This is a genomic window from Bradyrhizobium sp. 930_D9_N1_4, assembly GCF_052076015.1.
Lineage (GTDB): Bacteria > Pseudomonadota > Alphaproteobacteria > Rhizobiales > Xanthobacteraceae > Bradyrhizobium.
In genome coordinates this window covers 4,388,473-4,411,568 of the sequence record NZ_CP197236.1, presented here as the reverse complement: position 1 = coordinate 4,411,568, position 23,096 = coordinate 4,388,473, and the positions used below count along the sequence as shown (strand labels likewise).

Annotated in this window: 29 protein-coding genes and 1 tRNA gene; 24 read left to right on the top strand and 6 right to left on the bottom strand. The window is 63.8% G+C overall.

Annotation, left to right across the window (positions count from 1 at the left end):
• Nucleotides 1-279: 279 nt before the first annotated feature.
• The 14 genes from ldtR to AB7532_RS20735 all read left to right on the top strand — a co-directional run bounded on the left by ldtR (nt 280) and on the right by AB7532_RS20735 (nt 11,557).
• Nucleotides 280-798: a transcriptional regulator LdtR gene (ldtR, locus tag AB7532_RS20800; protein ID WP_007603420.1), complete on the top strand. Its 519-nt coding sequence runs from the start codon at nt 280-282 to the stop codon at nt 796-798.
• A 196-nt stretch (nt 799-994) separates the two neighbouring features.
• Nucleotides 995-1,231, top strand: a complete 237-nt coding sequence (locus AB7532_RS20795; RefSeq protein ID WP_441236602.1) for a hypothetical protein — start codon at nt 995-997, stop codon at nt 1,229-1,231.
• A gap of 37 nt (nt 1,232-1,268) precedes the next feature.
• On the top strand, nt 1,269-1,490 hold the full coding sequence (locus AB7532_RS20790; RefSeq protein ID WP_008131709.1) for a hypothetical protein: 222 nt from the start codon (nt 1,269-1,271) through the stop codon (nt 1,488-1,490).
• Between the two features lie 220 nt (nt 1,491-1,710).
• Complete coding sequence (glyA, locus tag AB7532_RS20785; protein WP_441236601.1) at nt 1,711-3,009, top strand: serine hydroxymethyltransferase; 1,299 nt, start codon at nt 1,711-1,713, stop codon at nt 3,007-3,009.
• Between the two features lie 15 nt (nt 3,010-3,024).
• On the top strand, nt 3,025-3,507 hold the full coding sequence (gene nrdR / locus AB7532_RS20780) for a transcriptional regulator NrdR (RefSeq protein ID WP_128951432.1): 483 nt from the start codon (nt 3,025-3,027) through the stop codon (nt 3,505-3,507).
• On the top strand, nt 3,504-4,652 hold the full coding sequence (gene ribD / locus AB7532_RS20775; protein ID WP_441236600.1) for a bifunctional diaminohydroxyphosphoribosylaminopyrimidine deaminase/5-amino-6-(5-phosphoribosylamino)uracil reductase RibD: 1,149 nt from the start codon (nt 3,504-3,506) through the stop codon (nt 4,650-4,652). The genes nrdR and ribD overlap by 4 nt, the downstream gene beginning before the upstream one ends.
• A complete protein-coding gene (locus AB7532_RS20770; RefSeq protein ID WP_441236599.1) occupies nt 4,652-5,260 on the top strand; it encodes a riboflavin synthase in 609 nt (202 codons plus the stop codon). The genes ribD and AB7532_RS20770 overlap by 1 nt, the downstream gene beginning before the upstream one ends.
• Nucleotides 5,261-5,418: 158 nt before the next feature.
• Nucleotides 5,419-5,901, top strand: a complete 483-nt coding sequence (locus AB7532_RS20765) for a demethoxyubiquinone hydroxylase family protein (protein WP_441236598.1) — start codon at nt 5,419-5,421, stop codon at nt 5,899-5,901.
• A gap of 121 nt (nt 5,902-6,022) precedes the next feature.
• The gene (gene ribH, locus AB7532_RS20760) at nt 6,023-6,514 is read left to right on the top strand and encodes a 6,7-dimethyl-8-ribityllumazine synthase (RefSeq protein WP_441236597.1); all 492 of its coding nucleotides are present in this window, start codon (nt 6,023-6,025) and stop codon (nt 6,512-6,514) included.
• 3 nt (nt 6,515-6,517) lie between these two features.
• Nucleotides 6,518-7,015, top strand: a complete 498-nt coding sequence (gene nusB, locus AB7532_RS20755; RefSeq protein ID WP_441236596.1) for a transcription antitermination factor NusB — start codon at nt 6,518-6,520, stop codon at nt 7,013-7,015.
• A gap of 138 nt (nt 7,016-7,153) precedes the next feature.
• Entirely contained in the window at nt 7,154-8,170 is a 1,017-nt protein-coding gene (gene thiL / locus AB7532_RS20750) for a thiamine-phosphate kinase (protein WP_441236595.1), read from the top strand.
• 216 nt (nt 8,171-8,386) lie between these two features.
• Nucleotides 8,387-8,905 carry a hypothetical protein gene (locus tag AB7532_RS20745; protein ID WP_441236594.1) on the top strand — a complete coding sequence of 173 codons (519 nt, stop codon included), beginning with the start codon at nt 8,387-8,389 and terminating at the stop codon, nt 8,903-8,905.
• A gap of 274 nt (nt 8,906-9,179) precedes the next feature.
• Nucleotides 9,180-11,300, top strand: a complete 2,121-nt coding sequence (locus tag AB7532_RS20740; protein WP_441236593.1) for a sodium-translocating pyrophosphatase — start codon at nt 9,180-9,182, stop codon at nt 11,298-11,300.
• A 101-nt stretch (nt 11,301-11,401) separates the two neighbouring features.
• Nucleotides 11,402-11,557 carry a hypothetical protein gene (locus tag AB7532_RS20735; protein ID WP_008129438.1) on the top strand — a complete coding sequence of 52 codons (156 nt, stop codon included), beginning with the start codon at nt 11,402-11,404 and terminating at the stop codon, nt 11,555-11,557.
• 24 nt (nt 11,558-11,581) lie between these two features.
• On the opposite strand, the gene AB7532_RS20730 is transcribed toward AB7532_RS20735, so the two are convergent.
• The 4 genes from AB7532_RS20730 to AB7532_RS20715 all read right to left on the bottom strand — a co-directional run bounded on the left by AB7532_RS20730 (nt 11,582) and on the right by AB7532_RS20715 (nt 14,168).
• Nucleotides 11,582-12,001, bottom strand: a complete 420-nt coding sequence (locus AB7532_RS20730) for a carboxymuconolactone decarboxylase family protein (RefSeq protein WP_441239324.1) — start codon at nt 11,999-12,001, stop codon at nt 11,582-11,584.
• Nucleotides 11,940-12,368 (bottom strand): MerR family transcriptional regulator, encoded by a 429-nt coding sequence (locus tag AB7532_RS20725; protein WP_441236592.1) that lies wholly within the window; start codon nt 12,366-12,368, stop codon nt 11,940-11,942. The genes AB7532_RS20730 and AB7532_RS20725 overlap by 62 nt, the downstream gene beginning before the upstream one ends.
• Before the next feature lie 183 nt (nt 12,369-12,551).
• Nucleotides 12,552-13,553, bottom strand: a complete 1,002-nt coding sequence (locus AB7532_RS20720; protein WP_441239323.1) for a Bug family tripartite tricarboxylate transporter substrate binding protein — start codon at nt 13,551-13,553, stop codon at nt 12,552-12,554.
• Between the two features lie 129 nt (nt 13,554-13,682).
• Nucleotides 13,683-14,168, bottom strand: a complete 486-nt coding sequence (locus AB7532_RS20715) for an outer membrane protein assembly factor BamE (RefSeq protein WP_441236591.1) — start codon at nt 14,166-14,168, stop codon at nt 13,683-13,685.
• Between the two features lie 98 nt (nt 14,169-14,266).
• On the opposite strand from AB7532_RS20715, the gene AB7532_RS20710 reads away from it, so the two are divergent.
• The 9 genes from AB7532_RS20710 (at nt 14,267) to AB7532_RS20670 (ending at nt 20,208) form a co-directional block, all read left to right on the top strand.
• Nucleotides 14,267-14,833, top strand: coding sequence for a ubiquinol-cytochrome C chaperone family protein (locus AB7532_RS20710; RefSeq protein ID WP_441236590.1), 567 nt, complete (start codon nt 14,267-14,269; stop codon nt 14,831-14,833).
• Nucleotides 14,830-15,411, top strand: a complete 582-nt coding sequence (locus AB7532_RS20705; protein ID WP_441236589.1) for a YceD family protein — start codon at nt 14,830-14,832, stop codon at nt 15,409-15,411. Before AB7532_RS20710 ends, AB7532_RS20705 begins: the two co-directional genes overlap by 4 nt.
• 299 nt (nt 15,412-15,710) lie before the next feature.
• Nucleotides 15,711-16,772 carry a phosphate acyltransferase PlsX gene (gene plsX / locus AB7532_RS20700; protein ID WP_441236588.1) on the top strand — a complete coding sequence of 354 codons (1,062 nt, stop codon included), beginning with the start codon at nt 15,711-15,713 and terminating at the stop codon, nt 16,770-16,772.
• Nucleotides 16,769-17,749, top strand: coding sequence for a beta-ketoacyl-ACP synthase III (locus tag AB7532_RS20695; RefSeq protein ID WP_441236587.1), 981 nt, complete (start codon nt 16,769-16,771; stop codon nt 17,747-17,749). The genes plsX and AB7532_RS20695 overlap by 4 nt, the downstream gene beginning before the upstream one ends.
• A 134-nt stretch (nt 17,750-17,883) precedes the next feature.
• The gene (locus AB7532_RS20690; RefSeq protein ID WP_028152484.1) at nt 17,884-18,225 is read left to right on the top strand and encodes an integration host factor subunit alpha; all 342 of its coding nucleotides are present in this window, start codon (nt 17,884-17,886) and stop codon (nt 18,223-18,225) included.
• A gap of 27 nt (nt 18,226-18,252) precedes the next feature.
• Nucleotides 18,253-18,831, top strand: coding sequence for a MerR family transcriptional regulator (locus AB7532_RS20685; RefSeq protein WP_441236586.1), 579 nt, complete (start codon nt 18,253-18,255; stop codon nt 18,829-18,831).
• Between the two features lie 109 nt (nt 18,832-18,940).
• Nucleotides 18,941-19,018, top strand: a tRNA-Pro gene (locus tag AB7532_RS20680).
• A 130-nt stretch (nt 19,019-19,148) separates the two neighbouring features.
• The gene (locus AB7532_RS20675) at nt 19,149-19,619 is read left to right on the top strand and encodes a hypothetical protein (protein WP_441236585.1); all 471 of its coding nucleotides are present in this window, start codon (nt 19,149-19,151) and stop codon (nt 19,617-19,619) included.
• Between the two features lie 208 nt (nt 19,620-19,827).
• On the top strand, nt 19,828-20,208 hold the full coding sequence (locus AB7532_RS20670) for a hypothetical protein (RefSeq protein ID WP_441236584.1): 381 nt from the start codon (nt 19,828-19,830) through the stop codon (nt 20,206-20,208).
• Between the two features lie 92 nt (nt 20,209-20,300).
• Here the strand turns inward: AB7532_RS20670 and AB7532_RS20665 are convergent, their stop codons facing one another.
• Nucleotides 20,301-20,924, bottom strand: a complete 624-nt coding sequence (locus tag AB7532_RS20665) for a TetR/AcrR family transcriptional regulator (protein WP_441236583.1) — start codon at nt 20,922-20,924, stop codon at nt 20,301-20,303.
• Between the two features lie 124 nt (nt 20,925-21,048).
• Here AB7532_RS20665 and AB7532_RS20660 point away from each other — a divergent pair, with 124 nt between their 5' ends.
• Nucleotides 21,049-22,023, top strand: coding sequence for an alpha/beta hydrolase fold domain-containing protein (locus AB7532_RS20660; protein WP_441236582.1), 975 nt, complete (start codon nt 21,049-21,051; stop codon nt 22,021-22,023).
• 23 nt (nt 22,024-22,046) lie between these two features.
• Here the strand turns inward: AB7532_RS20660 and AB7532_RS20655 are convergent, their stop codons facing one another.
• Entirely contained in the window at nt 22,047-22,817 is a 771-nt protein-coding gene (locus AB7532_RS20655; protein ID WP_441236581.1) for an EAL domain-containing protein, read from the bottom strand.
• Nucleotides 22,818-23,096: the final 279 nt, after the last annotated feature.

Genomic DNA, 23,096 nt, shown 5'->3' with positions numbered 1-23,096 from the left:
CACAGCCGTTACGCGAGCGTTTCGAAACGGGGCGGGGCTGTTCTGGAATGCGACATCAGGGACGGACGGAGGGTGAACAGGACCTTGCGAAGGTCAACAGAGCGTTGCGAAAACCCCTTGTGGCACAGGCTTAATCCGCAATTCACTGTCTTAAATTCATGATCTCTTTATTCTCTTATTTAAGCCGATCTTCAAACGCCCCCCTTAAGTTGCACCTATCAGACGGAGCACAAGTTTCGTCGAATAAGTGTCGATAAAAACGACAACAGGGGAAGTGTCATGATGAAAGCCGTCGCAACTGCGGCAGATACCGCAGAACGCGTCTCCGGCCAGCAGGGTTCGGTGCAGACGCTCTATCTGGAAGCTTTGACTCTGGTGGAGCGGCTGCATCGCCGGCTCCTCGACGTCATCAAGGATGAGTTCGATCGCCGCGGCCGCGCGGACATCAATTCGGTGCAGGCTCTCCTGCTCTACAACATCGGCGACAAGGAGCTGACCGCGGGCGAGCTGCGCACGCGCGGTTACTATCTCGGCTCCAACGTCTCCTACAATCTGAAGAAGCTCGTCGAGCTCGGCTTCCTCGATCACCAGCGCTCGCGCGTTGATCGCCGCTCGGTGCGCATCCGCCTGACGCCGCAGGGCCAGGAAGTCCGCCGCATCGTCGACAGCCTCTACCAGAAGCACGTCAAGACGGTGGAGCAGGTCGGTGGCATCTCGGGCGAGGAGTTCTCCACGCTCAACAAGTCGCTGCACCGCCTCGAGCGGTTCTGGACCGACCAGATCCTGTATCGCCTCTGAGTTTAAGAGGGATTTGGCCAAGCCGGCCCGCAACAAGACCGGCAAGCCTCCCGAACGTGTCTCACTTCCCCAAGCGCATCGGCCCGGATTGCTCCGGACCGGTGCGTTTTGCCGTCTTCGCGACTGCGAAATAACGACCCCGCCGGGCGGAACAAGTTCCCCGCATCGCAGTTGTCTCTCCGGATCGGAGGATGCCATGCTGGTCGAGCGCGGGCTTCAGGCAATGAACGTCGAACTCGTGAGTGATGCCTATGCCATCGCTGCGAATTACCTCCGCCGATCCGGCGCGATCCCCGACACGCTCGTCACCAACGAACGTCTGCTCGAAATCGTCGTCAAGCTGCTCCAGCACGGCGAACTCAACAAGATCAGGCTCGCCAACAAGGCCATTGGCCGGTTCGAGGCGCAGTCCGAGGCGAGGGCAGTTGCCTGATCAAAACTCCTGAAATCAAAGAGAACCAGAGGGTGCCATGGAAGCCGCGATCGACCGCATCATGCAAACCTATGATTTGCTCGCCAACCGCACGTCGGCGGCGAGCGCAGAGGCGCGGGCCAAGGTCACGAACTATCTCAATACACTGATGGAAGCGGGTGAAAAAGACACCCACAGGTTGACTGTCTGCGGCCTGACCTATCTGCGCCAGCTGGACGGCAGCGTGGATCCGGTGAAGGCGGGGTATACCGGGCTGTAGGGAGCCCGTCTGGGATTATCGGATCGGGGCGGCTCAGGAGAACCGTCCTCCCATCCAAATCCTTCAATCCCCACCATATCTTGCATAAATATCAGGCCCGACCCGCAAACCCTTGGCCGGGGGCGGGCGATGTGGTAGATCGCGCTCGCCGCTTCCGATCGCCACACCAGACCGCCCGTAGCCCCCCTAAAAGGCCTGCGGCGGTGGAGATATTCGCAAGATGACCTCAGCCAAGACCGCCTCCGCGCCCGATTCGTTTTTCGCCGCCTCGCTTGAGCAGGCCGACCCGGAAATCGCCGCCGCCATCAAGGGCGAGCTCGGCCGTCAGCGCCATGAAGTCGAGCTGATCGCCTCCGAGAACATCGTCAGCCGGGCCGTGCTGGAAGCGCAGGGTTCGGTGATGACCAACAAGTACGCAGAGGGTTATCCGGGCGCGCGCTATTACGGCGGTTGTGAGTGGGTCGACGTCGCCGAGAACCTCGCGATCGATCGCGCCAAGAAGCTGTTCGGCGCCAAATTCGCCAACGTGCAGCCGAACTCCGGCAGCCAGATGAACCAGGCGGTGTTCCTGGCGCTGCTCCAGCCCGGCGACACCTTCATGGGCCTCGATCTGGCGGCCGGCGGCCATCTCACCCACGGCTCGCCCGTCAACATGAGCGGCAAGTGGTTCAAGGCCGCGCACTACACCGTGCGCCGCGAAGACCAGATTATCGACATGGACGCGGTCGCCAAGCAGGCCGAGGAGGTCAAGCCGAAGCTGATCGTGGCCGGCGGCTCGGCCTATTCGCGCGCCTGGGACTTCAAGCGCTTCCGCGAGATCGCGGACTCGGTCGGCGCGTATCTGCTGGTCGACATGGCGCACTTCGCGGGCCTCGTCGCCGGCGGCGTGCATGCCTCGCCCGTGCCGTATGCGCACATCACCACGACCACGACGCACAAGTCGCTGCGGGGTCCGCGCGGCGGCCTGATGCTGTGGAATGACGAGGCGCTGACCAAGAAGTTCAACTCGGCGATCTTCCCGGGTCTGCAGGGCGGCCCCCTGATGCATGTGATCGCGGCAAAGGCGGTTGCCTTCGGCGAGGCGCTGCGTCCGGACTTCAAGGTCTATGCGAAGAACGTCGTCGAGAACGCCAAGGCGCTGGCCGAGGCGATGAAGAGCCATGGGTTCGACATTGTCTCCGGCGGCACCGACAACCATCTCATGCTGGTCGATCTCCGGCCGAAGGGCCTGAAAGGCAATGCCTCGGAGAAGGCGCTGGTTCGCGCCGCCATCACCTGCAACAAGAACGGCATTCCATTCGACCCGGAGTCGCCGTTCGTCACTTCCGGTATCCGTCTGGGCACGCCGGCGGCGACGACCCGCGGCTTCGGCGTCGCCGAATTCCAGCAGGTCGGCGGCATGATCGCCGAGGTGCTCAACGCGATCGCGCAATCCTCCGACGGCAAGGCGCCGCTGGTCGAGGCCGCGATCAAGGAACGGGTCAAGACGCTCACCGATCGGTTCCCGATCTATCAGTAAAGCTGGGTTCAACGGATGCGCTGCCCGAACTGCAACAGTCTCGACACGCAGGTAAAGGACTCGCGTCCGACCGAGGATTCCTCCGTCATCCGCAGGCGGCGCGTGTGCGTCGCCTGCAATTTCCGCTTCACCACCTTCGAGCGCGTGCAATTGCGCGAGCTCACGGTGATCAAGCGCAACGGCCGCCGCGTGCCGTTCGACCGCGACAAGCTGATGCGTTCGGTGTCGATCAGCTTGCGCAAGCGGCCGGTCGAGCCGGAGCGGGTCGAGAAGATGGTCTCCACCATCGTGCGCGAGCTCGAGACCGGCGGCGAGGCCGAGATCTCCTCCGAGGTGATCGGCGAGACCGTGATGGAGCATCTGCGCACGCTCGACGACGTCGCCTATGTGCGCTTCGCCTCCGTCTACCGCAATTTCCGTGAAGCCAAGGATTTCGCTGACGTGCTCGGCGAGCTCTCCGGTGAGGAGGAAGCGCGGCTCGCCGCGATCCGCAAATGATCTTCCGCATCCTGGAAGATCAGTTCGCCCAGAAGATCCGCGAAACCAAGGACGCCGATCGCCGGTTCATGCAGCTGGCGCTGGCGCTTGGCCGGCGCGGTCAGGGGCGCACCTGGCCTAATCCCGCCGTCGGCGCCGTCATCGTCAAGGACGGCGTCATCGTCGGCCGCGGCTGGACGCAGCCCGGCGGACGCCCTCATGGCGAGCCCGAAGCGTTGCGTCGGGCCGGCGAGGCCGCCCGCGGCGCCACGCTCTATGTCACGCTCGAGCCATGCTCGCATGTCGGCAAATCGCCGCCTTGCGCCGATGCGGTGATCGCCGCCGGCATCACGCGCGTGGTCGCGGCGATCGAGGATCCCAATCCTGAGGTCGCAGGGCAGGGCCATGCGCGGTTGCGCGCTGCCGGTATCAATGTGGATGTGGGCCTGTGCGCAGCCGAGGCCGCCTTCGACCATTCCGGCCATTTCCGCCGCATCCGCGACAAGCGCCCGCATGTGATCCTGAAGCTCGCGGTCTCGCCCGACGGCAAGATCGGCGCAGCCGGCGGCAAGCCGCTTGCGATCACGGGCGAGGGCGTGCGCGATCGTGTGCATCTCCTGCGCGCGCAGAGCGACGCCATCCTGGTCGGGATCGGCACGGTGCTGGCGGACGATCCGCAGCTCAGCTGTCGCCTGCCGGGCATGGAAGCGCGCTCGCCGGTGCGCGTGGTGCTGGACCAGAGCCTGCGCATTCCCGCCTCGAGCCAGCTCGTGCGCTCCGCGCGCGAGACGCCGCTCTGGGTGATCGCGTCCGAGCTTGCGGAAGCCGCCGCCGCCATGCGGCTCGGCGCTGCCGGTACGCAAGTGATCCGCATCCCGCCGGGCAATACATCCGGCCTCGATCTGTCGGCCGTGCTGCATGCGCTGGCCGGGAAGGGCATCTCACGCCTGATGGTCGAAGGCGGCAGCCGCGTCGCGGCCTCGTTCGTGTCGGCGGACCTCGTCGACGAAATCTGGCTGTTTCGCGGAGCGGAAGAGGTGGGCCCCGGCGGCGTCGATGCGCTCGATGCATTGCCCCTGTCGAAAATCACGCAGTCGCAGGCCTACAAGGTTCATGCTAGCGAGACCTTCGGCAAGGATACTCTCACCATCTACGAGCGCGCGTAATGTTCACTGGCATTGTCACCGATATCGGCGAGATCGTCGGCTTCACGCCGAGGGCGCAGGGCCAGTTGCACCGGCTGCGCATCGCCTGCGGCTACGATCAGACCACCATCGCCGACGGCGCCTCGATCGCCAGCAACGGCGTGTGCCTGACTGTGGTTGCGTCCGGCGTCGCGGACGGCAAAACCTGGTATGACGTCGATGCGGCGGCGGAGACGCTGGCGCTGACGACGGCAAAGCACTGGAAGACGGGGACACGTCTCAACCTCGAGCGTGCGCTGAAGATCGGCGACGAGCTGGGCGGCCATATCGTCGCCGGCCATGCCGACGGCATTGCCACCATCGTCAGCCGTGAGGACCTGCCCGACATGGCGCGGTTCGAGCTCTCGACCACGCGGGAGCTGGCGCGCTTCATCGCCACCAAGGGGTCGATTACGCTCGACGGCGTCTCGCTGACCGTCAATACGGTGAAGGATGTGACCTTTTCGGTGCTGATCATTCCACATACGCTTGATGTTACGACGATCGGCGGCTGGAAGGCGGGGAGCGAGGTTAACATCGAGGTCGATCTGATGGCCCGCTATGCGGCGCGGCTGACGGAAATGAAATAGACGCGGCGAACCCGCATGGAGGCGGTGGTGTCGACGGCTCCAGAGCATTGCGAACTTCCACGGCCCAGCGTGCGCGATGCATTGACGATTGCACGTATCGTGCGGGTCAATCACGCTGGCGAGTTCGGGCTGTCAGGATCTATTCGGCGCAGCTCTGGGTGGCCCGACATTTCGTCCCGGATTGCTGTCCTGCCCTGGCGGAAATGCTGCAGGACGAGCGTAACCATTGCGCTATTTTCCGGGCGACCATGCCGCCGCGCAATTCGCGGCCGTGCCGGATCATGCGATTGTGGAGTAGCGGCGGCTGGTTGCTGGGGTTCCTGACCGCCTGTCTCGGTCGCAACGGGATATGGGCCTGCACGGCGGCCGTCGAGGCTGCGGTTCACCGCCATCTCGACGATCAGCTCCATTTCCTCGCGGCACGCGATCCAGAACTGTATCGGGTGATCCTGTCGATAAGGGCCGAGGAGCTCGCGCATCTCAGGCATGCCGAGGATTGCCTGCGGGAGAAGCGGGCGAGCTTGCGCCTGCTTCGTGGTTTGATTTCGGTTCTGACCGACATGCTGATCTGGTTGTCGACATGGGGCGATTCAACGCGTATGGCCCGTGCATTGAAAGCGGCCGATACAGGCTCCATCTGAGGATTTCGCTCGTCGGTTTTGCCTGACTTCCTGCTTGGAATTGACGGTTTGGGCGACTACAAAGACCCCAAATTCCGGCCGCCGCTGCTGCGACTGTCGATAACTTCAAACGGATCGAAGAATGGCTGACGCACGGCGTGCCCCCCTGAAGGACCAGACCGACATTTCCGGCGCGCGCGCGCTGATTGTCGAGGCACGGTTCTATGACGACCTCCAGGACGCGCTTCTGGACGGCGCGGTGACCGAGCTGAAGGCGGCCGGGCTGACGCACGACGTGATCACGGTTCCGGGCGCGCTGGAAATCCCGGCGGCGATCGCGATCGCGATCGACGCGGCCGCGGCGAACGGCAAGCCCTACGACGCGGCGATCGCGCTCGGCTGCGTCATCCGCGGCGACACCATTCATTTCGAGATCGTCTCGCAAGAGTCCTCGCGCGCGCTGATGGATCTGGCGGTGGCGCGCAAGCTGCCGCTCGGCAACGGCATCCTCACCGTCAACAACGAGGACCAGGCCTGGGCGCGGGCGCGCGCCAGCGAGCTCAACAAGGGCGGCGATGCCGCGCGCGCCGCGATCGCGATGCTGCGCATCAAACGTCGCCTGGCGCGGGCCTGAGCGATGGCTGACAACAGCAAAAAGCCGCCGGTCGGCACCGAGAAGAAAGCGAACCGGCGCGGTGCGGCGCGGCTCGCAGCCGTGCAGGCGCTGTACCAGATGGACATCGCCGGCGCCGGCATCAACGACATCTTCGCCGAGTTCGAGAGCCATTGGCTCGGCAACGAGGTCGAGGGCGACACGTATTTGCCGGCGGAAGCCGCGTTCTTCCGCGACGTCGTCTCCGGCGTCGTGCGCGACCAGAAGAAGCTCGATCCCCTCATTGACGAGGCGCTGTCGAAGGGCTGGCCGCTGAAGCGCATCGAGGCGATTTTACGCGCGGTGCTGCGGGCTGGGGCTTATGAGCTGGAGCACCGCAAGGACGTGCCGGCCCGCGTCGTGGTCTCCGAATATGTCGACGTCGCCAATGCCTTCGTCGACCGCGAGGAGACCGGCATGGTCAACGCCGTGCTCGACCAGATCGGCCGCCAGTTTCGCGGCGACGAGTTCGGGCGGGGGTAGTTTGAGACGAGGACGTCCGCCGTAGCCGCCACCCTGAGGTGCCGGAGCGAAGCGGAGGCCTCGAAGGGCGGCGGCGTGCCACTGAGGTCGCATCTCGGCCGTGCATCCTTCGAGGCTCGCTAGGGCTCGCACCTCAGGATGACGGGTCTACCAGTGACGCAGAACGACGATCAGGGCTCCGCCGAAGACTCCCTCATCGCGCGCTATTTCAAGCCGCTGGCGACTGATCCCGGCGCGTTGGGGCTGGTCGATGACGCTGCGGTGCTGTCCTCGTCCGGCGACGACATCGTCGTCACCACCGACGCCGTCGTCGAAGGCGTGCATTACCTTGCCACCGATCCGCCCGACACCGTCGCGCGAAAAGCGCTGCGGGTGAACCTGTCCGACCTTGCTGCCAAGGGCGCCGTGCCTGCCGGCTTCGTGCTGACGCTGGCGCTGCGCAGCAAGGAGGATGCCTGGCTCAGGCCGTTCGCGGATGCGCTCGGCGAGGACGCCCAAACCTTCGCGTGCCCGCTGCTCGGCGGCGACACGGTGTCGACACCGGGGCCGCAGATGATCTCGATCACCGCCTTCGGCCGCGTGCCGAAGGGGCGGATGGTCGGCCGTACCGGAGCGCGGCCGGGCGACTGCATCATGGTGACGGGGACGATCGGTGATGCCGCGCTCGGCCTCGACGTGCTGACAGGCGGCGCGGTGGCCACAGCGCTCGCCTCCGATCCTGCCGCAAGGGAAGCTCTGGTCTCGCGCTACCGCGTGCCGCAGCCGCGCAATGTGCTGGCACAGGCCGTGCGCGACCGCGCGACGGCCGCGATGGATGTGTCCGACGGGCTCGCCGGCGACCTGACGAAACTCTGTGCAGCGTCCGGCGTCTCGGCCACGGTCAATGTGGCGAGCGTCCCCCTGTCGGCTGCGGCGGGCGGCCTGGTCGCGCGCAACGCCGTTGGCGTTGAGGCGCTGCTTGCCGGCGGCGACGATTACGAGGTGCTGTGCACGGTACCGCCGGCCCAGAGCGATGCGCTGATTGCCGCAGGGCAGGCGGCGGGCGTGGCTATCACGACGATCGGCACGATCGTCGCGGGCCACGAGCGGCCGCGCTTTTGGGACGGGCAGGGCCGGGAACTGGCCTTGAAGCGCCTGTCCTACAGCCACTTCTGATTTCAAGGCCGCGTCGAATCCGGTCTGCCTGCCGGTTGTTCCGGGCGCCGCTTGCCGCAACCCCGGCGAAAGCAAGCGGATGTATCGCTGCCCATTGATGCGAAAGCAGCCAATGGATGCGATTCGATGACGGCGGCCGTTTCGGGTGTAAGCAACACGCAGCCTGTTCCCGGCAGGGAGTGCGGAAGCTGCACGCTTTGTTGCAAGGTTTACAACGTGGTCGAGCTCGGCAAGGTCGCCGGCAAATGGTGCTCGCATTGCAAGCCCGGCCGGGGCTGCACGATCCACGACAGCCTGCCCAGTGAGTGCGCAGCGTTCAATTGTCTCTGGAAAACCATGCCGTCGATGTCGATGCAATGGAAGCCCGATCAGTCGAAGATGGTGCTGACCTTGCACCCCGGGACCAACAACATTCATGTCGTGGTCGATCCCGGCCAGCCATCGGCCTGGACCCGGGAGCCTTATCACGGCCAATTGCGCGGGTTGTCGAAGACCAACATGACCAAGGGCCATCTTGTGGTGGTGTTGGTCAATGAGCAGGCGACGCTCATCCTGCCCGACCAGGATGTGCCGCTCGGCATCCTCAAGCCCGAGCAGGTCATTTCGGTGACGCTGGAGGCGGGCCCCAATGGCAGCGTTTATGACGTCAAGATCTTCAACCGAAGGACGACGGTCGACGGACAGACCATGGAAATGGCGTCAACATCCCGTCATCCCGTGAGATCGGCGGCCTGAGTGGAGCCTCGCCCGGTTCGGGAGGGGCGGCTTCCAAAGTTGCGTCAAGCCGTCGGCCAGGCGCTCAGGATTAGGTCTAAATACCTGCCGAGATCGGCTTTTTCGGCCTTATCCGGCGTTGCACCCTCAATTTGATTTTGGCAAGCTTGTGGCCGACTAGGGCCGCTGCTTCGGATACGGGGCGGCCTTGTTCAAAATCAAGGCGCCCACCGCATGACGGAAAAACAAAAGGCGCCGGGGGTACGTTCATCAAGGATCTGAGGCAAAAAATCACATGACAGCATTAGGGTTGATAGTGCTCTGCGGAGTGCTTTCCATCGTCTACGCGATCTGGGCGACGTCTTCGGTGTTGAGTGCGGATGCGGGGTCACCGCGCATGCAGGAAATCGCAGGCGCAGTCGCTGAAGGCGCACAGGCTTATCTGCGGCGCCAGTACACGACGATCGGTATTGTCGGCGTCGTCATCTTCGTCCTGCTTGTCTATTTCCTTGGTCTCTACGTCGGCATCGGCTTCCTGATCGGCGCCGTCCTGTCGGGGGCGGCCGGATTCATCGGCATGAACGTCTCGGTCCGCGCCAATGTGCGTACCGCTCAGGCGGCGACGACGTCGCTTGCCGGCGGCCTCGAGCTCGCCTTCAAGGCGGGCGCCATCACCGGCATGCTGGTGGCGGGTCTCGCGCTGCTCGGCGTGACGCTCTATTTCGGCTTCCTGGTCCACTCGCTGAAACTCGCGCCTGACAGCCGCGTCGTTGTCGACGCCCTGGTGGCGCTCGGTTTCGGCGCCTCGCTGATCTCGATCTTCGCCCGTCTCGGCGGCGGCATCTTCACCAAGGGTGCGGACGTCGGCGGCGACCTCGTCGGCAAGGTCGAGGCCGGCATCCCGGAGGATGATCCGCGCAACCCGGCCACCATCGCCGACAACGTCGGTGACAACGTCGGCGACTGCGCCGGCATGGCCGCCGACCTGTTCGAGACCTATGCGGTGACCGCGGTCGCCACCATGGTTCTGGCGGCGATCTTCTTCGCCAAGACGCCGATCCTCGCCGACATGATGACGCTGCCGCTCGCCATCGGCGGCGTCTGCATCATCACCTCCATCATCGGCACGTTCTTCGTGAAGCTCGGGCCGAGCCAGTCGATCATGGGTGCGCTCTACAAGGGCCTGATCGCAACCGGCATCCTGTCGCTGATCGGCATCGCCGGCGTGATCTACTACCTGATCGGCTTCGGCAAGCTCGCCGGCGTCGACTACACCGGCCTGGCGCTGTTCGAATGCGGCATCGTCGGCCTCGTCGTCACCGCGCTGATCATCTGGATCACCGAATACTACACCGGCACGGACTATCGTCCGGTGAAGTCGATCGCGGCTGCGTCGGTGACCGGCCACGGCACCAATGTGATCCAGGGTCTGGCGATCTCGATGGAGTCGACCGCGCTCCCCGCGATCGTCATCATCGCCGGCATCCTGGTCACCTACAGCCTTGCCGGGCTGTTCGGCATCGCGATCGCGACCGCCACCATGCTGGCGCTCGCCGGCATGATCGTCGCGCTCGACGCGTTCGGTCCGGTGACCGACAACGCCGGCGGCATCGCCGAGATGGCGGGCCTCCCCAAGGAGGTGCGCAAATCGACCGACGCGCTCGATGCGGTCGGCAACACCACCAAGGCGGTGACCAAGGGCTACGCGATCGGCTCCGCCGGTCTCGGTGCTCTCGTGCTGTTTGCGGCCTACAACCAGGACCTCAAGTTCTTCATCGCCGACTCCGCGAACCACGTCTACTTCAAGGGCGTCAATCCGGACTTCTCGCTGAATAACCCATACGTCGTAGTGGGCCTGCTGTTCGGCGGCCTGCTGCCGTATCTGTTCGGCGCGATGGGCATGACGGCGGTGGGGCGTGCGGCCAGCGCGATCGTCGAGGAAGTGCGGCGCCAGTTCCGCGAAAAGCCGGGCATCATGCAGGGCACCGACAAGCCGGATTATGGCAGGGCGGTCGACCTGCTCACCAAGGCGGCGATCAAGGAGATGATCATCCCCTCGCTGCTTCCGGTGCTGTCGCCGATCGTGGTCTACTTCCTGATCTATGCGATTGCGGGCGGTGGCGCGGCCGGCAAGTCGGCGGCGTTCTCGGCGGTGGGTGCGATGCTGCTCGGCGTGATCGTGACGGGCCTGTTCGTCGCGATTTCCATGACCTCGGGCGGCGGCGCCTGGGACAACGCCAAGAAGTACATCGAGGACGGCCACTACGGCGGCAAGGGCAGCGATGCCCACAAAGCGGCCGTCACTGGCGACACCGTCGGCGATCCCTACAAGGACACGGCGGGTCCCGCGGTGAACCCGATGATCAAGATCACCAACATCGTGGCCCTGCTGCTGCTGGCGATCCTGGCGCACTGAGCTACGCAAACGAGACAAGACAAACCCCGCGGTGCGAGCCGCGGGGTTTTGCTTGGCAAGAACCAGCTTCGCTGTATGCGAACAAACACGGAGATTGATCCATGTCGCTCTCATCCGCCCGGAATTATGCACTCCGTGCCGCGAAGTCGCAGGACCAGAAGGAGGCCGCCGAATTGTTATCCAAGGCCATCCTGGAACTCGCTCTGGCCATCGAGGCCACCGATGCCAAGGTCAAGAAGATCAACAAGTCGTCCTAGGCGCGATGCGATTGGGTTGAATCATCATCGCGCCTTGGCTTCCGATCCATGTCCAGCCAACCGTGCGAACACCTCCTTCGCTGCGAACAGGCCGTTGAGGGCAGCCGGGAAGCCGGCATAGACGGCCATCTGCATCAGGATCTCGACGATCTCGTCGCGGGTGAGCCCGACATTCAGGCCTGCCTCGATATGGACCTTGAGTTGAGGGTCGGCGTTTCCCATGGCCGCGAGCGCTGCGATCGTTGCGATTTCGCGCGAACGGACGTCGAGCCCGGGCCGTGAGTAGATGTCGCCGAATGGAAATTCGAGAATATAGGTGGCGAACTCAGGGGCGATGTCGCCAAGCGCCGCCACGACCTTATGGCCGGCCTCTCCGTCGATCTCAGCGAGTGCGCGGCGACCGCGCTCCAACCGGCTTTCGCCGGCGTCCGAAAACTGTTGCATCATAGTCCTTCATCCTCTGTTCCGTTTCGGCATAACCGCCGATCTTGGTGTCGAGGACGAGAAGACAGGCATTCAGTTCGTCGACGCGGGCACGCACGCTTTCGCGGTGTCGCTCCAGCAGCGCGCGCCGCCCGGCTTCGGTGCCGCTGCCACGCTCCCGGAGTTCCGCGTAAAGCAGCATGTCCCGGATCGGCATGCCTGTTGTCTTCAGGCGGCCGAGAAACTCGATCCACACGAGGATCGAGGCGTCGTAGTCACGTTGGCTGGATCGATCCCGGTCGGCGTAAGGCATCAGCCCGATCCGCTCGTAGTAGCGGATCGTATGGGCAGTCAGTCCGGAACGCTTCGCGAGTTCGCCGATCTTCATGCCTGTCTCTCATCACGACGCACGGAAACTACGAGTTCGAGCGCGCTCTAAGTCAAGCGGGATTTGTGCGATGCGGGTTCGCGTCGTAGGGCGGATTAGCGAAGCGTAATCCGCCACCTTCGTGCCGCGGCCATCGGCGGATTACGCTGCGTTAATCCGCCCTACGAATCGTTGCTGCGTGGCCTACTGCACATCCATCTGCAGCCCTTCCTTCTGGATGATGCCGGCGAATTTCTTCGTCTCGGCGTCCACGAAGGCGGAGAACTGCTCGGGCGTGCCGTAGTCGGCGCGGGCGCCCATGGCGGCGATGTTCTTCTTGATGTCGTCGCGCTCCAGCATCGCCTTGACCTGGAGATTGAGCGCATCGAGCACGGCGGGTTGCACGCCCTTCGGCAGGAATACCGAGAACCAGGACGACACGTCGAAGTTCGCCAGCTCGGGCGCACTCTCGCGCATGGTCGGCAAATCTTTCGCGAGGTCGCTGCGCTCGGTGGTGGTGACGCAGAGACCGGTGAGCGTGCCGTTCTGCACCTGCGGCAGGCTCGGATAGAGATTGTCGAACAGGATCTGGATGTCGCCGGCAAGTGCGGCCTGCAGCGCCGGGCCGGCGCCGCGGAACGGGATGTGCGTCATCTTCAGCCCGGTGAGCTGGAGGAACCAGGCGCCGGTGAGGTGAGGGCTCTGGCCGACACCGGAGGAGGCGTAGCTGAGCTTGTCCGGATTGGTCTTCAGATACGCGATCAGCTCGGCGATCGATTTGATGCCGGTCTTCGGATGTGCCGAGACGATGTTCGGGATCCGGATGATGTTGGTCACAGGCTGGAGCTGATCCGGCTTGTAGGTGAGGTTCTTGAAGATGCTGTAGGCGATCGCGTTCGGACCGGGATTGCCGATCAAAATGGTTTGGCCATCAGGCTTTGACCGGACCACCTCGGCGGTGCCGATCGTGCCGCCGCCGCCGGAGCGGTTTTCCACGACGGCCGACTGGCCCCAGGCGGTTTGCAGATGTGCGGCGAGCAGCCGGCCCATGACGTCGGTCGAGCCGCCGGCCGCAGCCGGCACGATGATTCGAACGGTCTCGGTCGGTTTCCAGTCCGCCAGACTCGAACGCGGCAGGATCGCTGCAGCCGAGAGACCGGCAGCGCCGGTGAGCACCTGACGACGGGACAGAAATTTCTTCTGAATCTTCTTGGGCACGAATCCACTCCCTGCTTCTTGTTTTGCAGGGAGCGTAGGGAACCCGACGTGCGACGGCAAGCCGCGCGCGACAGCAAGTGCCGCGCGGACAGCGGCAGGACGCCGCAGGCTGAACGCCTAGTTAAAGCTCAACAGCTTGAAGATCGGCGCGAGGTAGCTCATCTCCTGACCCGACGTCGCGGTGGTCCGGCTGATGAAGTCGAAGATCTTGCCGTCCTGGAGGCCGTAATTCGCGAGCCGGCGCACGCGCCGGTTCTTGTCGAAATAAACGGCGATGACGCGCTGATCGACCACCTTCTGGTTCATGAAGGCGACCATGCGCTCCGAGCGCTGCGAGATGTAGTAAAACACCTCGCCGTCGAGGGTCGCGACCGTGGAGGGTGTGCCCATCACGATCAGCACCTGGTCCTGACTCGCGCCGATCGGGATCTGCTCGAGCGCACCGGGCGGCAGGATGTAGCCCTTCTGGAATTGCTCGCCGGTGCACCCCGCAAGGGCCGCGCCGACCAGAGCAACGGCCGCGAACATGCGCAGGCCGCGCCATCGTGCAGAAAGGCCGCGCTGCTTGTTGGCGCGCAGGCTGGTCTGGTTCGTTATCGTCATAGCGGAACTGATTCCGTCCCCTTGCGTCGCGTGAGGCGCTGAAGTACCGGGCGGAGGCTGCAATTGCAACACGCGCACGCCCGCTTGCGGAACCCACAATGGTTTGGCCGTTCAATCACTTCAGGAAACCCCGGCAAGCCCCGCGCGGCACCATTGAAGCCATCTATGGCATGATCGTGACGCAGGCGCGAGAACCCATATTTTACCGCGACTTGGGCGTCCCCGATACGGTTAACGGGCGTTTCGACCTGTTGCTGCTGCATCTCTGGCTTCTGCTGCGCCGCCTGCGCACGGTCCAGGGCGCACCCCAGCAAGGCGCCACGGAGCTGTCGCAGGCGCTGTTTGACCGGTTTTGCGAGGATATGGACGATAATCTGCGCGAGATGGGGATCGGCGACCAGACCGTGCCGAAGCGGATGCGAGCCTTTGGCGAGGCGTTTTACGGCCGGGTGCAGGCCTATGACCTGGCTATGGCAGGCGACAGCGAGGCGCTGGCCGCAGCCATCTGCAAGAATGTTTTGAACGGAGCCGGTATGGAGCACGCGCGGCAGCTCGCGGCCTACGCCCGGGCTACCGAGGCCGATCTTGGCCGGGCTGATGAGGCTGCGCTGCTGTGCGCGTCCTTCAAGTTTCCCCCGGCGTTCACGGAGGGTGTCACGCCATGAGCCGACCAAACGCCGAATCCAGGCCAGATCCCTGGCGGTCCCCCGTCATCGTCGCGCAAATTCCCGACACTGGCGTGCATCGCAAGCTCGAGGCGTCAGCCGCCGAGCGGCTGGCCATGGCCGAGTTTGCGGGCTTACGCGAGGTGCTTTCCGCCCAAGCCGATCTTGAAATCGTGCCGAAAAGCGGTGGCCGCTACCAGGTTACAGGCAGCGTCCGGGCCCGGATCGGCCAGACCTGCGTCGTCACCCTCGATCCGATCGAGAACGAGATCGACGAGGAGGTCGACCTGATCTTTGCGCCCGAAGCTGAGGCCCGGCGGCTGGCTGACCTGATCGAGGAGGGGCGGGACGACGAGGAGCCGCCGGAGGTCGTCGATCCTCCGGAGCCGATTGCCAATGGAATTATCGACCTCGGCCGAATCGCAACCGACGCGATCTTTCTGGCGGTCGACCCCTATCCGCGGAAGCAAGGTGTGGTGTTCGAGGCCGAGGTGACCGCGCCCGATCCGGAAGATCATCCGTTCGCGGTGCTGAAGGCGCTCCAGGATAACAAGACAGGCAAGAAGAAAGGCAAATAGCTGGGCATTCCCCCGCAAGAACGGCTTCCCGGGCAAGGCGAGGCGGTTGCCTGAATGGTTTGAGAGCCGATCTTATCTGTTTGATTTCAGTGTATTTCTGTTGAATTTTCCGGTCTGCCGCCGGACCGCTAAGCCTGCAAAAGGCTGGGGGCAAGAGGTTGTTTCGGGATGACAAAACGCTATTGTCGCGCCCCGGTCAGGGCGCGGCGTGGCGCTTGGCCAGCCGCCATGTCCATGGCGAGCCCATTCTGCGGCCCCGCTCGTTCAAGACCGCACCAGACCAGGTTTCCAGGACTTTTATGCCAAGCAAGGTTCGCATCGCGCTTGACGCCATGGGGGGCGATTTCGGCGCCGCCGTGGTCATTCCAGGCGCCGCCATCTCGCTTCAGAGGCATCGCGGGATCGAGTTCCTGCTGGTCGGGGACCGCGCCAAAATCGAGCCCGAGCTCGCGAACCATCCCGCCCTCAAGGCCGCTTCGAAGATCATCCACACCGACGTTGCCGTCGGCATGGACGACAAGCCGAGCCAGGCGCTGCGGCGCGGCCGCAAGACCTCCTCGATGTGGCTCGCCATCGATGCCGTGAAGAGGGGCGAGGCGGATGTCGTGGTCTCCGCCGGCAATACCGGCGCGCTCATGGCGATGTCGCGATTCCACCTGCGCACGCTGCCCGGCGTCGACCGTCCCGCGATCGCCGGGATGTGGCCGACCAAGCGCGGCGAGTCCGTCGTGCTCGACCTCGGTGCCACCATCGGCGGCGATGCGCACCATCTGGTGTCGCTCGCGGTCATGGGCGCCGCCATGGCGAGCGTTTTGTTCAACAAGCCGCGTCCCACCGTCGGCCTGCTCAATATCGGAACCGAAGAGATCAAGGGGCACGAGGAGATTCGCGATGCCGGTGAAATCCTGCGCGCGAGGAACCTGCCGGAGCTCGACTATATCGGTTTCGTCGAGGGCGACGGCATCGGCAAGGGTCTCGCCGACGTCATCGTCACCGAAGGTTACAGCGGCAATATCGCGCTGAAGGCCGCCGAGGGAACCGCGCGGCAGATGGCGGAGTTGCTCCGCGAAGCCATTCAGCAGAGCTGGATGTCCAAGCTCGGCTATCTCTTCGCGCGAGGTGCCTTCCAGGCCCTCCGCAACAAGATGGATCCGAACAAGACCAATGGCGGCGTGTTCCTTGGATTGAACGGGGTCGTGGTCAAAAGCCATGGCGGAATCAGCGCCGAAGGCTTTGCCTCCGCGATCGATGTTGGCTATGAGATGGCGCACACCGATCTCCTGAACAAGATCAATCAGATGCTCAACCGCGAGGGTGGCGCGCTCAATTTCGTGCAGACCGCGCCGGAGGATGTTTCGTGACTCAAATTCGTTCGGTCGTGCTCGGCTGCGGCTCCTATCTGCCGGAGCAAGTGGTGACCAACGCCCAATTGGCGGCGCGTATCGACACCTCCGACGAGTGGATCGTGCAGCGCACCGGCATTCGCGAGCGGCATATCGCCGCCGAGGGCGAGTTCACCTCGCACTTGGCGATCAAGGCGGCGCAGGCGGCGCTCGCGGATGCCGGCCTCGACGCGCAGTCGATCGACCTGATCGTGCTGGCGACCTCGACGCCCGACAACACCTTTCCGGCCAGTGCGGTCGCCGTGCAGCATGGGCTCGGCATCAACCATGGCGCGGCCTTCGATCTCCAGGCGGTGTGCTCGGGCTTCGTGTTCGCGCTCGCGACCGCCGACAATTTTCTGCGTACCGGCGCCTTCAAGCGCGCGCTGGTGATCGGCGCCGAGACCTTCTCGCGCATCCTCGACTGGAACGACCGCGGCACCTGCGTGCTGTTCGGCGACGGCGCCGGCGCGGTGGTGCTGGAGGCCCAGGAGCAGCCGGGCAACGCCGCAACCGACCGCGGCATCGTCACCACTCACTTACGCTCCGACGGCCGCCACAAGGCAAAACTGTTCGTCGACGGCGGGCCGTCCTCGACCCAGACCGTCGGCCATCTGCGCATGGAGGGCCGCGAGGTCTTCAAGCATGCGGTCGGCATGATCACCGACGTGATCGTCGATGCCTTCCAGGCGACCGGGCTCAACGCCGACAGCATCGACTGGTTCGTGCCGCACCAGGCCAACAAGCGAATCATCGACGCCTCCGCCCACAAGCTCCACATCGCGCCGGAGAAGGTGGTGCTGACGGTGGACCGTCACGGCAACACCTCGGCGGCCTCGATTCCGCTGGCGCTGTCGGTGGCGCGCAAGGACGGCCGCATCAAGCGCGGCGACATGGTCCTGCTGGAGGCGATGGGCGGCGGCTTCACCTGGGGCTCCGCCCTGGTGCGCTGGTAGAGCCACAATCGATAAAATTTTGCCCGAATCTGCGCGGATTATCGATGCGTCTGCATTGATGAGCGCTGTTGACCGCCGTATCGTAACCTCATAATTTCAGACAACAATTGTTCGCCGTGATGTGGGGCAGGGCGATGACCGATCAAAGTAAAACCGTAACGCGTGTCGATCTCTGCGAAGCCGTCTACCAGAAGGTGGGCCTGTCGCGGACGGAATCGTCTGCGTTCGTGGAACTCGTGCTGAAGGAGATCACCGACTGCCTGGAAAAGGGCGAGACGGTGAAATTGTCCTCGTTCGGCTCCTTCATGGTCCGTAAGAAGGGCCAGCGCATCGGACGTAATCCGAAGACCGGCACCGAGGTGCCGATCTCGCCGCGGCGCGTCATGGTGTTCAAGCCGTCGGCGATCCTGAAGCAGCGGATCAACACCCAGCATCGCGGCAATGGCGACGCCAGCAAGGCGCAACCCGAGGCGTAACCGCCCCGACGGACAAGGACCTGGCATTTGGACAAGGCGCCGGATGCGTTCCGAACCATCAGCGAAGTAGCGCAGGAACTCGACATTCCGCAGCACGTGCTGCGGTTCTGGGAGACGCGTTTCTCCCAGATCAAGCCGATGAAGCGCAGCGGCGGTCGTCGCTATTACCGCCCCGACGACGTCGACCTGCTCAAGGGCATCCGCCGGCTCCTCTACGGGGAGGGCTACACCATCCGCGGGGTGCAGCGGATCCTGAAAGAGCACGGCGTCAAATCGGTGCAGGGCCTCGCTGACGGCGCGGCCGCGGTCTCGTTCGGCGCCATCGAGGACGCCATCGGCGCCAGCCTGATGGAGCCCGACGACGAGGCCCCCATCAAGGGCGTCGCCGACGCCGACGATGACGATTACCAGGGCGACGAAGAGGAAGGCATCGACTTCCGCTTCACCGAGGTCGATGACGAGGAGATCCTCACCACCTTCCGCAAGGGCGGCACCCCGGCCGCACCCGCCGGCCCCAGCGCGCTGGACCGCGAGCGCCTCGGGCGGGCCCTCGCTGACCTCGTGGCGTGCCGGGAAATGCTGGATCAGGCGCTGAACGAGGGCTAAGGCCGTTTTCGCCGGCCTTGCCGGCAGTTCCAGCGGCCTTGGACGGACACGCCAAAATGGTGTCGCTCGCCTTGCGCTAAGCACCGATCCTAGCTAATGGAACGACGTTCGGAGCGTGGCGCAGCCCGGTTAGCGCACTAGTCTGGGAGACTAGGGGTCGGAGGTTCAAATCCTCTCGCTCCGACCATTTTTTTCCAAAGCATCTGTCGGGTGGATTGACCGGGGTGGAGTTCGCTCCCGCCGGTGACGCATGCGCGATGGCCAGTCGCGGGCGGGGGCTTCGGCGGTCGGCAAATCAAAATGCCGAAAACAACCCCATGCACAGTAGCGATGTCATTGGCGAGATGCTGTTTTTCCGAATCGATTTGACGCGTCGGGCAAAACAGGGGTATGGTGTCATCATGCCGGCTTGTCGGGTCATGCATCGGATTGCACTGCTCTGCATGTTCGCACTGACCGCGTCGTCCACATTCGCGGGCGATCGGCCGAAGGATCAAGAAACAGACCGGCTCATGCAGGTCCTTCGTGACGAAATCGCGCGCGAGGATTGTCTGTGGCGCGAGAGCCTGGCGCGATTGTCCAATCAAGCTCTGGACGAGCAGCAGAAGATTTCCGGACTCGTTGCCCATTTCTGCAGTCGGAAGAATAGGGAGCAGATCGTCCAGGGGGCAACGACGGAAGATCTCGGCAGGCATGAAGTCGCGGCGTACGACCAACTGTGGGCGCAGGAGCGGGCACTCGCAATCGGACAACAGATTCGGGAGCTTCGGGAACGTCGGCTTCCCTAGATGCGCACGCGTCGACGGTAGACGCCCTTGCGTCGTCCAGCCTACTTGTCATCTCCCTCGTGAAGGCCATACGCGCGCGCCAAGCAATCTGCGGTTGAGTTTCGCGTGATGGCGGGATATCCCCTAGCTGGGTCAGGGGACTAGCATGCGCTGTTTGGTTTTTCTGTGTGTTGCAGCTTTACTGTTGTCAGGATGTAAGACGACTCAGGTGGCCGAAGCCACATCTTCAGGCGCTGAAGCTCCAACTCCAGGAACTGATGTTGTCTCTCCAGCCGCAAAAGCGTTGATAACTCCAGAAGTGATCAAGCAATGTGCTGACGAGATTGTCGGAAAGAACCCGACAGTCAAATTTCATGGCCCCTTTGTTGTTGGCGCACAGCCGTTCGGCAGTCTCTTTTCAAAGGGCGAGGAAGTCCTGATCGCGGCTCCGACGAGCGTCGTCGGAGCGTTCAATGGGACGTACTATCAATACTTGGCCTGCGCTTATGAATTCCATGACAATCAATTGGAATTCACGAAAAAGGTCTTCTCGTTCAAAAGAATTGCAAAGAGATATGCGCCTTTCAACGGGCCCGAGCAGGCGAAGTAGGACTGGCCGTTCCTCAGGATAAGGCACGCAGCGTCCGGAGTTGAGATGCTTCGTCGCAGCTAACAGCATCTGGCGTCCAATTCGACGTCGCCCTACCTCAAATACCCCACCACCATCCTCGTCGTCTCATCCACCAGCACCTTCACCATCTTCTGCGACAGCATCTCACTCGGGTTCAGCACCGTGTTGTGAGCAACCGCCTCGATCGCGCTGACGCACATGAACGCGGCTAGCCTCGGATCGATCTTGCGCATCTCCTTGCGGTGACGTTCGAGATAGGTGCGGACGAGGCCGTGGACCTCGTGGTTGAAGGCTTCGACTTCGGCGAGGTGGCCTGAGCGCGGGATCTGCTCGGCGAGGACGCGGTGCAGGTCGGGGTCGATGTGATGGGCCTCGATCGCGACGGTGACGAGGCGGCGCACGGCCTTGTCGACCGGCATGTCCGCGACCTCGACGAAGGCGGCGCGGACGATTGTCATGATCTCGTCGTTGTGGCGGTCGATCACGGCGGCGACGAGGGCCTCCTTGCTGGGGAAGTATTGATAGAGCGAGCCGACGCTGACGCCTGCGATCTCGGCGATCCGGTTGGTGCTCGTTTTCTCAAAACCTTCCTTGACCAGAATGCGAGCGGTCGCCTCGACCAGCGCGTCGACGGTGGCGCGTGAGCGCGCCTGCGAGGCATTTTTTCGCGGATTTGTCGGCGGCTTGCGCGCCATGGTCTTGCGATCCCGAATGCGAGTATGAAAAGCGAGCGAATGCTCGCATTATATCCGCGGGGGGCGGCCTGTCGGCAAGCCCTTTTGTCGCCATATGAATGCGGAGCCAGGTGGGGAACGGACCATGAGCGTTGCAAGACTTGTGTCGGCCTTTCAATTCTGCCCGGGTGCTTGCGTGTTCGGCGCGCGGCCACCCGCCGATCCCGCGCCGAGCCTGCAAAGCCGCGCGCTCAACCTGCTGCTCGGTCAGCTTCCGTACAAGCAGCAGCTCGCGTCCGCCGAGGCCGTGCAGGCGCATGTGCAGAAGCTCGCGCTGGAGCCGGCGTCGTTCGAGCCGGTGGGGCTCGGCCGCGATGTCGAGGCGACATTGACAAAAATGGGCGGGTGGCCGGTCTATTACACCGCGCCGTCGTCGGGCCATGAGGGCTGCAACTTCGTCATGTTCCTGCATGGCGGCGGCTACATCAACGAGATCGTGCCGGCGCACTGGCGCTTCGTCGGACAGATGACGCGCAAGGCGGGTGTCGTGTGCGTCGTGCCGATCTATCCGCTGGCGCCGCGCGCCACCGCAAAGGATGTCGTGCCGGCGACGGCCGAGCTGTTGCGGATGTTGTTGGAAGATGCCGGCTCCGCAAAGGTCACGGTGGTCGGCAATTCGGCAGGCGCGGGCCTTGCGCTCGCGGCGTGCCAATGGCTGCGCGATCGCGGGCATCGGCAGCCGAACCGATTGATGCTGATCTCGCCTGCGGCCGACGCGTCGGTCAGCCGTCCGGAGCAAGTCGAGATCGCAACGCGCGATCCGATCCAGGACATTCCGGGGATCGTCGAGGCGGGACGGCTCTATGCCGGCGAGCTCGATGTCGGCCATCCCTTCGTCAGTCCGCTCAACGGGGCGTTTCGCGCGCTCGCGCCGATGACAATCTTCTCCGGCACGCGCGATCTGCTTTACCCCGACAGCGTCGATCTTGCGGAGCGGGCGAGGGCGGTGGGCGTGCCGGTCGAGCTGCATCTGCTGCGGGACCAGCCGCACAATTATGCGCTGATGCCGACGCCGGAGGGGCGGCGTGCGCGGGCGCTGATCATGCGTGCGATAACTTAAAGGGGGCGTCGGCGCAGCGACTGTCAGCCGACGAGGGCCACGGTCGGGTTGGAAAACGCGGCCACGCTCGGCAAGCTCATGAATCCCGGCTTGGCAAAATAATAGCCCTGAAAGAGGTCGATCCCGGCGGCCCGGAGCACGGAGAGTTCGGCTTCGCTTTCGACGCCCTCGGCGAGGATTCTGATATCGAGCTGGCGCGCCATCGCGGCGATGCCGGCAACGATGACCTGCTTCGCACGGCTGAGGTGGATGTCGCGCAAGAGCTCCATGTCGATCTTGATGAGGTCGGGCTGGAGCCTCGCCAGCAGGCTGAGCCCGGCATAGCCGGCGCCGAAGTCATCGAGCGCGGTCAGAAATCCGAGCTTCTTGTAGGCCTGCACGATGCGCTCGACATGCGCAGGATCGGTCATGCGTTCGTTTTCGGTGAACTCGAACATGAGGTTCGAGGCCGGGAAGTTCGAACGGCGTGCCGCCGCCAGGGATTTCTGGATGCACGCCTGCGGCTCGTAGACTGCGTTGGGCATGAAGTTGATGGACAGCCGGGCTTGGGGATCGTCAAACAACTTTCCGGCGGTTTCAATCGCCATGACCCTGGCAGCCTGGTCGAAGCGATAAAGCTGGTCCTCGGTCAGCTGGCTCAGCACGCTGTGCGCACCTTCGCCATTCGGCCCGCGCACCAGGGCTTCGTAGCCCCAGACACGTTGCTCGTTCACGGCGACGATCGGCTGAAATGCCATCTTGAATTCGAACGGCAGCCCATCGCCATCACCGCATCCCTTGCAGGCCCCTGACATCGAACTCTCCTTCATTGCGGGAGGCACGATAGGGGGCCAGTCATTAAGGATCAGTGCGCTCGCATTTGCAGCGTTTCAGCTAACAATTGTTGGGTTGGAACCCGTCCTGCTTCTCACCGATCAGCCCCCGCGCGTTCGATGATTCTAAGCTCCATCGGCGTGGGTAGAAGCGTGATCGTTCTCACAGAGCGCATGGCCTCAAGAGGCGGGCGCTTGGCCGGTGAGCTTGCAACGAAGGGACGTCGGCGTGCCCTCGGGCGTTTCCTCGATAGACGTAGT

Bases quoted from the DNA above. Each gene is read 5' to 3' on its own strand.
- AB7532_RS20740 (WP_441236593.1), top strand. From the start codon at position 9,180: ATGACAGCATTAGGGTTGATAGTGCTCTGCGGAGTGCTTTCCATCGTC.
- AB7532_RS20655 (WP_441236581.1), bottom strand. From the start codon at position 22,817: ATGTCAGGGGCCTGCAAGGGATGCGGTGATGGCGATGGGCTGCCGTTC.
- AB7532_RS20675 (WP_441236585.1), top strand. From the start codon at position 19,149: ATGCACAGTAGCGATGTCATTGGCGAGATGCTGTTTTTCCGAATCGAT.
- AB7532_RS20730 (WP_441239324.1), bottom strand. From the start codon at position 12,001: ATGCAACAGTTTTCGGACGCCGGCGAAAGCCGGTTGGAGCGCGGTCGC.
- ldtR (WP_007603420.1), top strand. From the start codon at position 280: ATGATGAAAGCCGTCGCAACTGCGGCAGATACCGCAGAACGCGTCTCC.
- AB7532_RS20735 (WP_008129438.1), top strand. From the start codon at position 11,402: ATGTCGCTCTCATCCGCCCGGAATTATGCACTCCGTGCCGCGAAGTCG.
- AB7532_RS20725 (WP_441236592.1), bottom strand. From the start codon at position 12,368: ATGAAGATCGGCGAACTCGCGAAGCGTTCCGGACTGACTGCCCATACG.
- ribD (WP_441236600.1), top strand. From the start codon at position 3,504: ATGATCTTCCGCATCCTGGAAGATCAGTTCGCCCAGAAGATCCGCGAA.
- AB7532_RS20715 (WP_441236591.1), bottom strand. From the start codon at position 14,168: ATGACGATAACGAACCAGACCAGCCTGCGCGCCAACAAGCAGCGCGGC.
- AB7532_RS20690 (WP_028152484.1), top strand. From the start codon at position 17,884: ATGACCGATCAAAGTAAAACCGTAACGCGTGTCGATCTCTGCGAAGCC.
- AB7532_RS20710 (WP_441236590.1), top strand. From the start codon at position 14,267: ATGGTTTGGCCGTTCAATCACTTCAGGAAACCCCGGCAAGCCCCGCGC.
- nrdR (WP_128951432.1), top strand. From the start codon at position 3,025: ATGCGCTGCCCGAACTGCAACAGTCTCGACACGCAGGTAAAGGACTCG.
- AB7532_RS20795 (WP_441236602.1), top strand. From the start codon at position 995: ATGCTGGTCGAGCGCGGGCTTCAGGCAATGAACGTCGAACTCGTGAGT.
- plsX (WP_441236588.1), top strand. From the start codon at position 15,711: ATGCCAAGCAAGGTTCGCATCGCGCTTGACGCCATGGGGGGCGATTTC.
- thiL (WP_441236595.1), top strand. From the start codon at position 7,154: ATGACGGGTCTACCAGTGACGCAGAACGACGATCAGGGCTCCGCCGAA.
- nusB (WP_441236596.1), top strand. From the start codon at position 6,518: ATGGCTGACAACAGCAAAAAGCCGCCGGTCGGCACCGAGAAGAAAGCG.
- AB7532_RS20770 (WP_441236599.1), top strand. From the start codon at position 4,652: ATGTTCACTGGCATTGTCACCGATATCGGCGAGATCGTCGGCTTCACG.
- AB7532_RS20665 (WP_441236583.1), bottom strand. From the start codon at position 20,924: ATGGCGCGCAAGCCGCCGACAAATCCGCGAAAAAATGCCTCGCAGGCG.
- AB7532_RS20705 (WP_441236589.1), top strand. From the start codon at position 14,830: ATGAGCCGACCAAACGCCGAATCCAGGCCAGATCCCTGGCGGTCCCCC.
- AB7532_RS20790 (WP_008131709.1), top strand. From the start codon at position 1,269: ATGGAAGCCGCGATCGACCGCATCATGCAAACCTATGATTTGCTCGCC.
- glyA (WP_441236601.1), top strand. From the start codon at position 1,711: ATGACCTCAGCCAAGACCGCCTCCGCGCCCGATTCGTTTTTCGCCGCC.
- ribH (WP_441236597.1), top strand. From the start codon at position 6,023: ATGGCTGACGCACGGCGTGCCCCCCTGAAGGACCAGACCGACATTTCC.
- AB7532_RS20660 (WP_441236582.1), top strand. From the start codon at position 21,049: ATGAGCGTTGCAAGACTTGTGTCGGCCTTTCAATTCTGCCCGGGTGCT.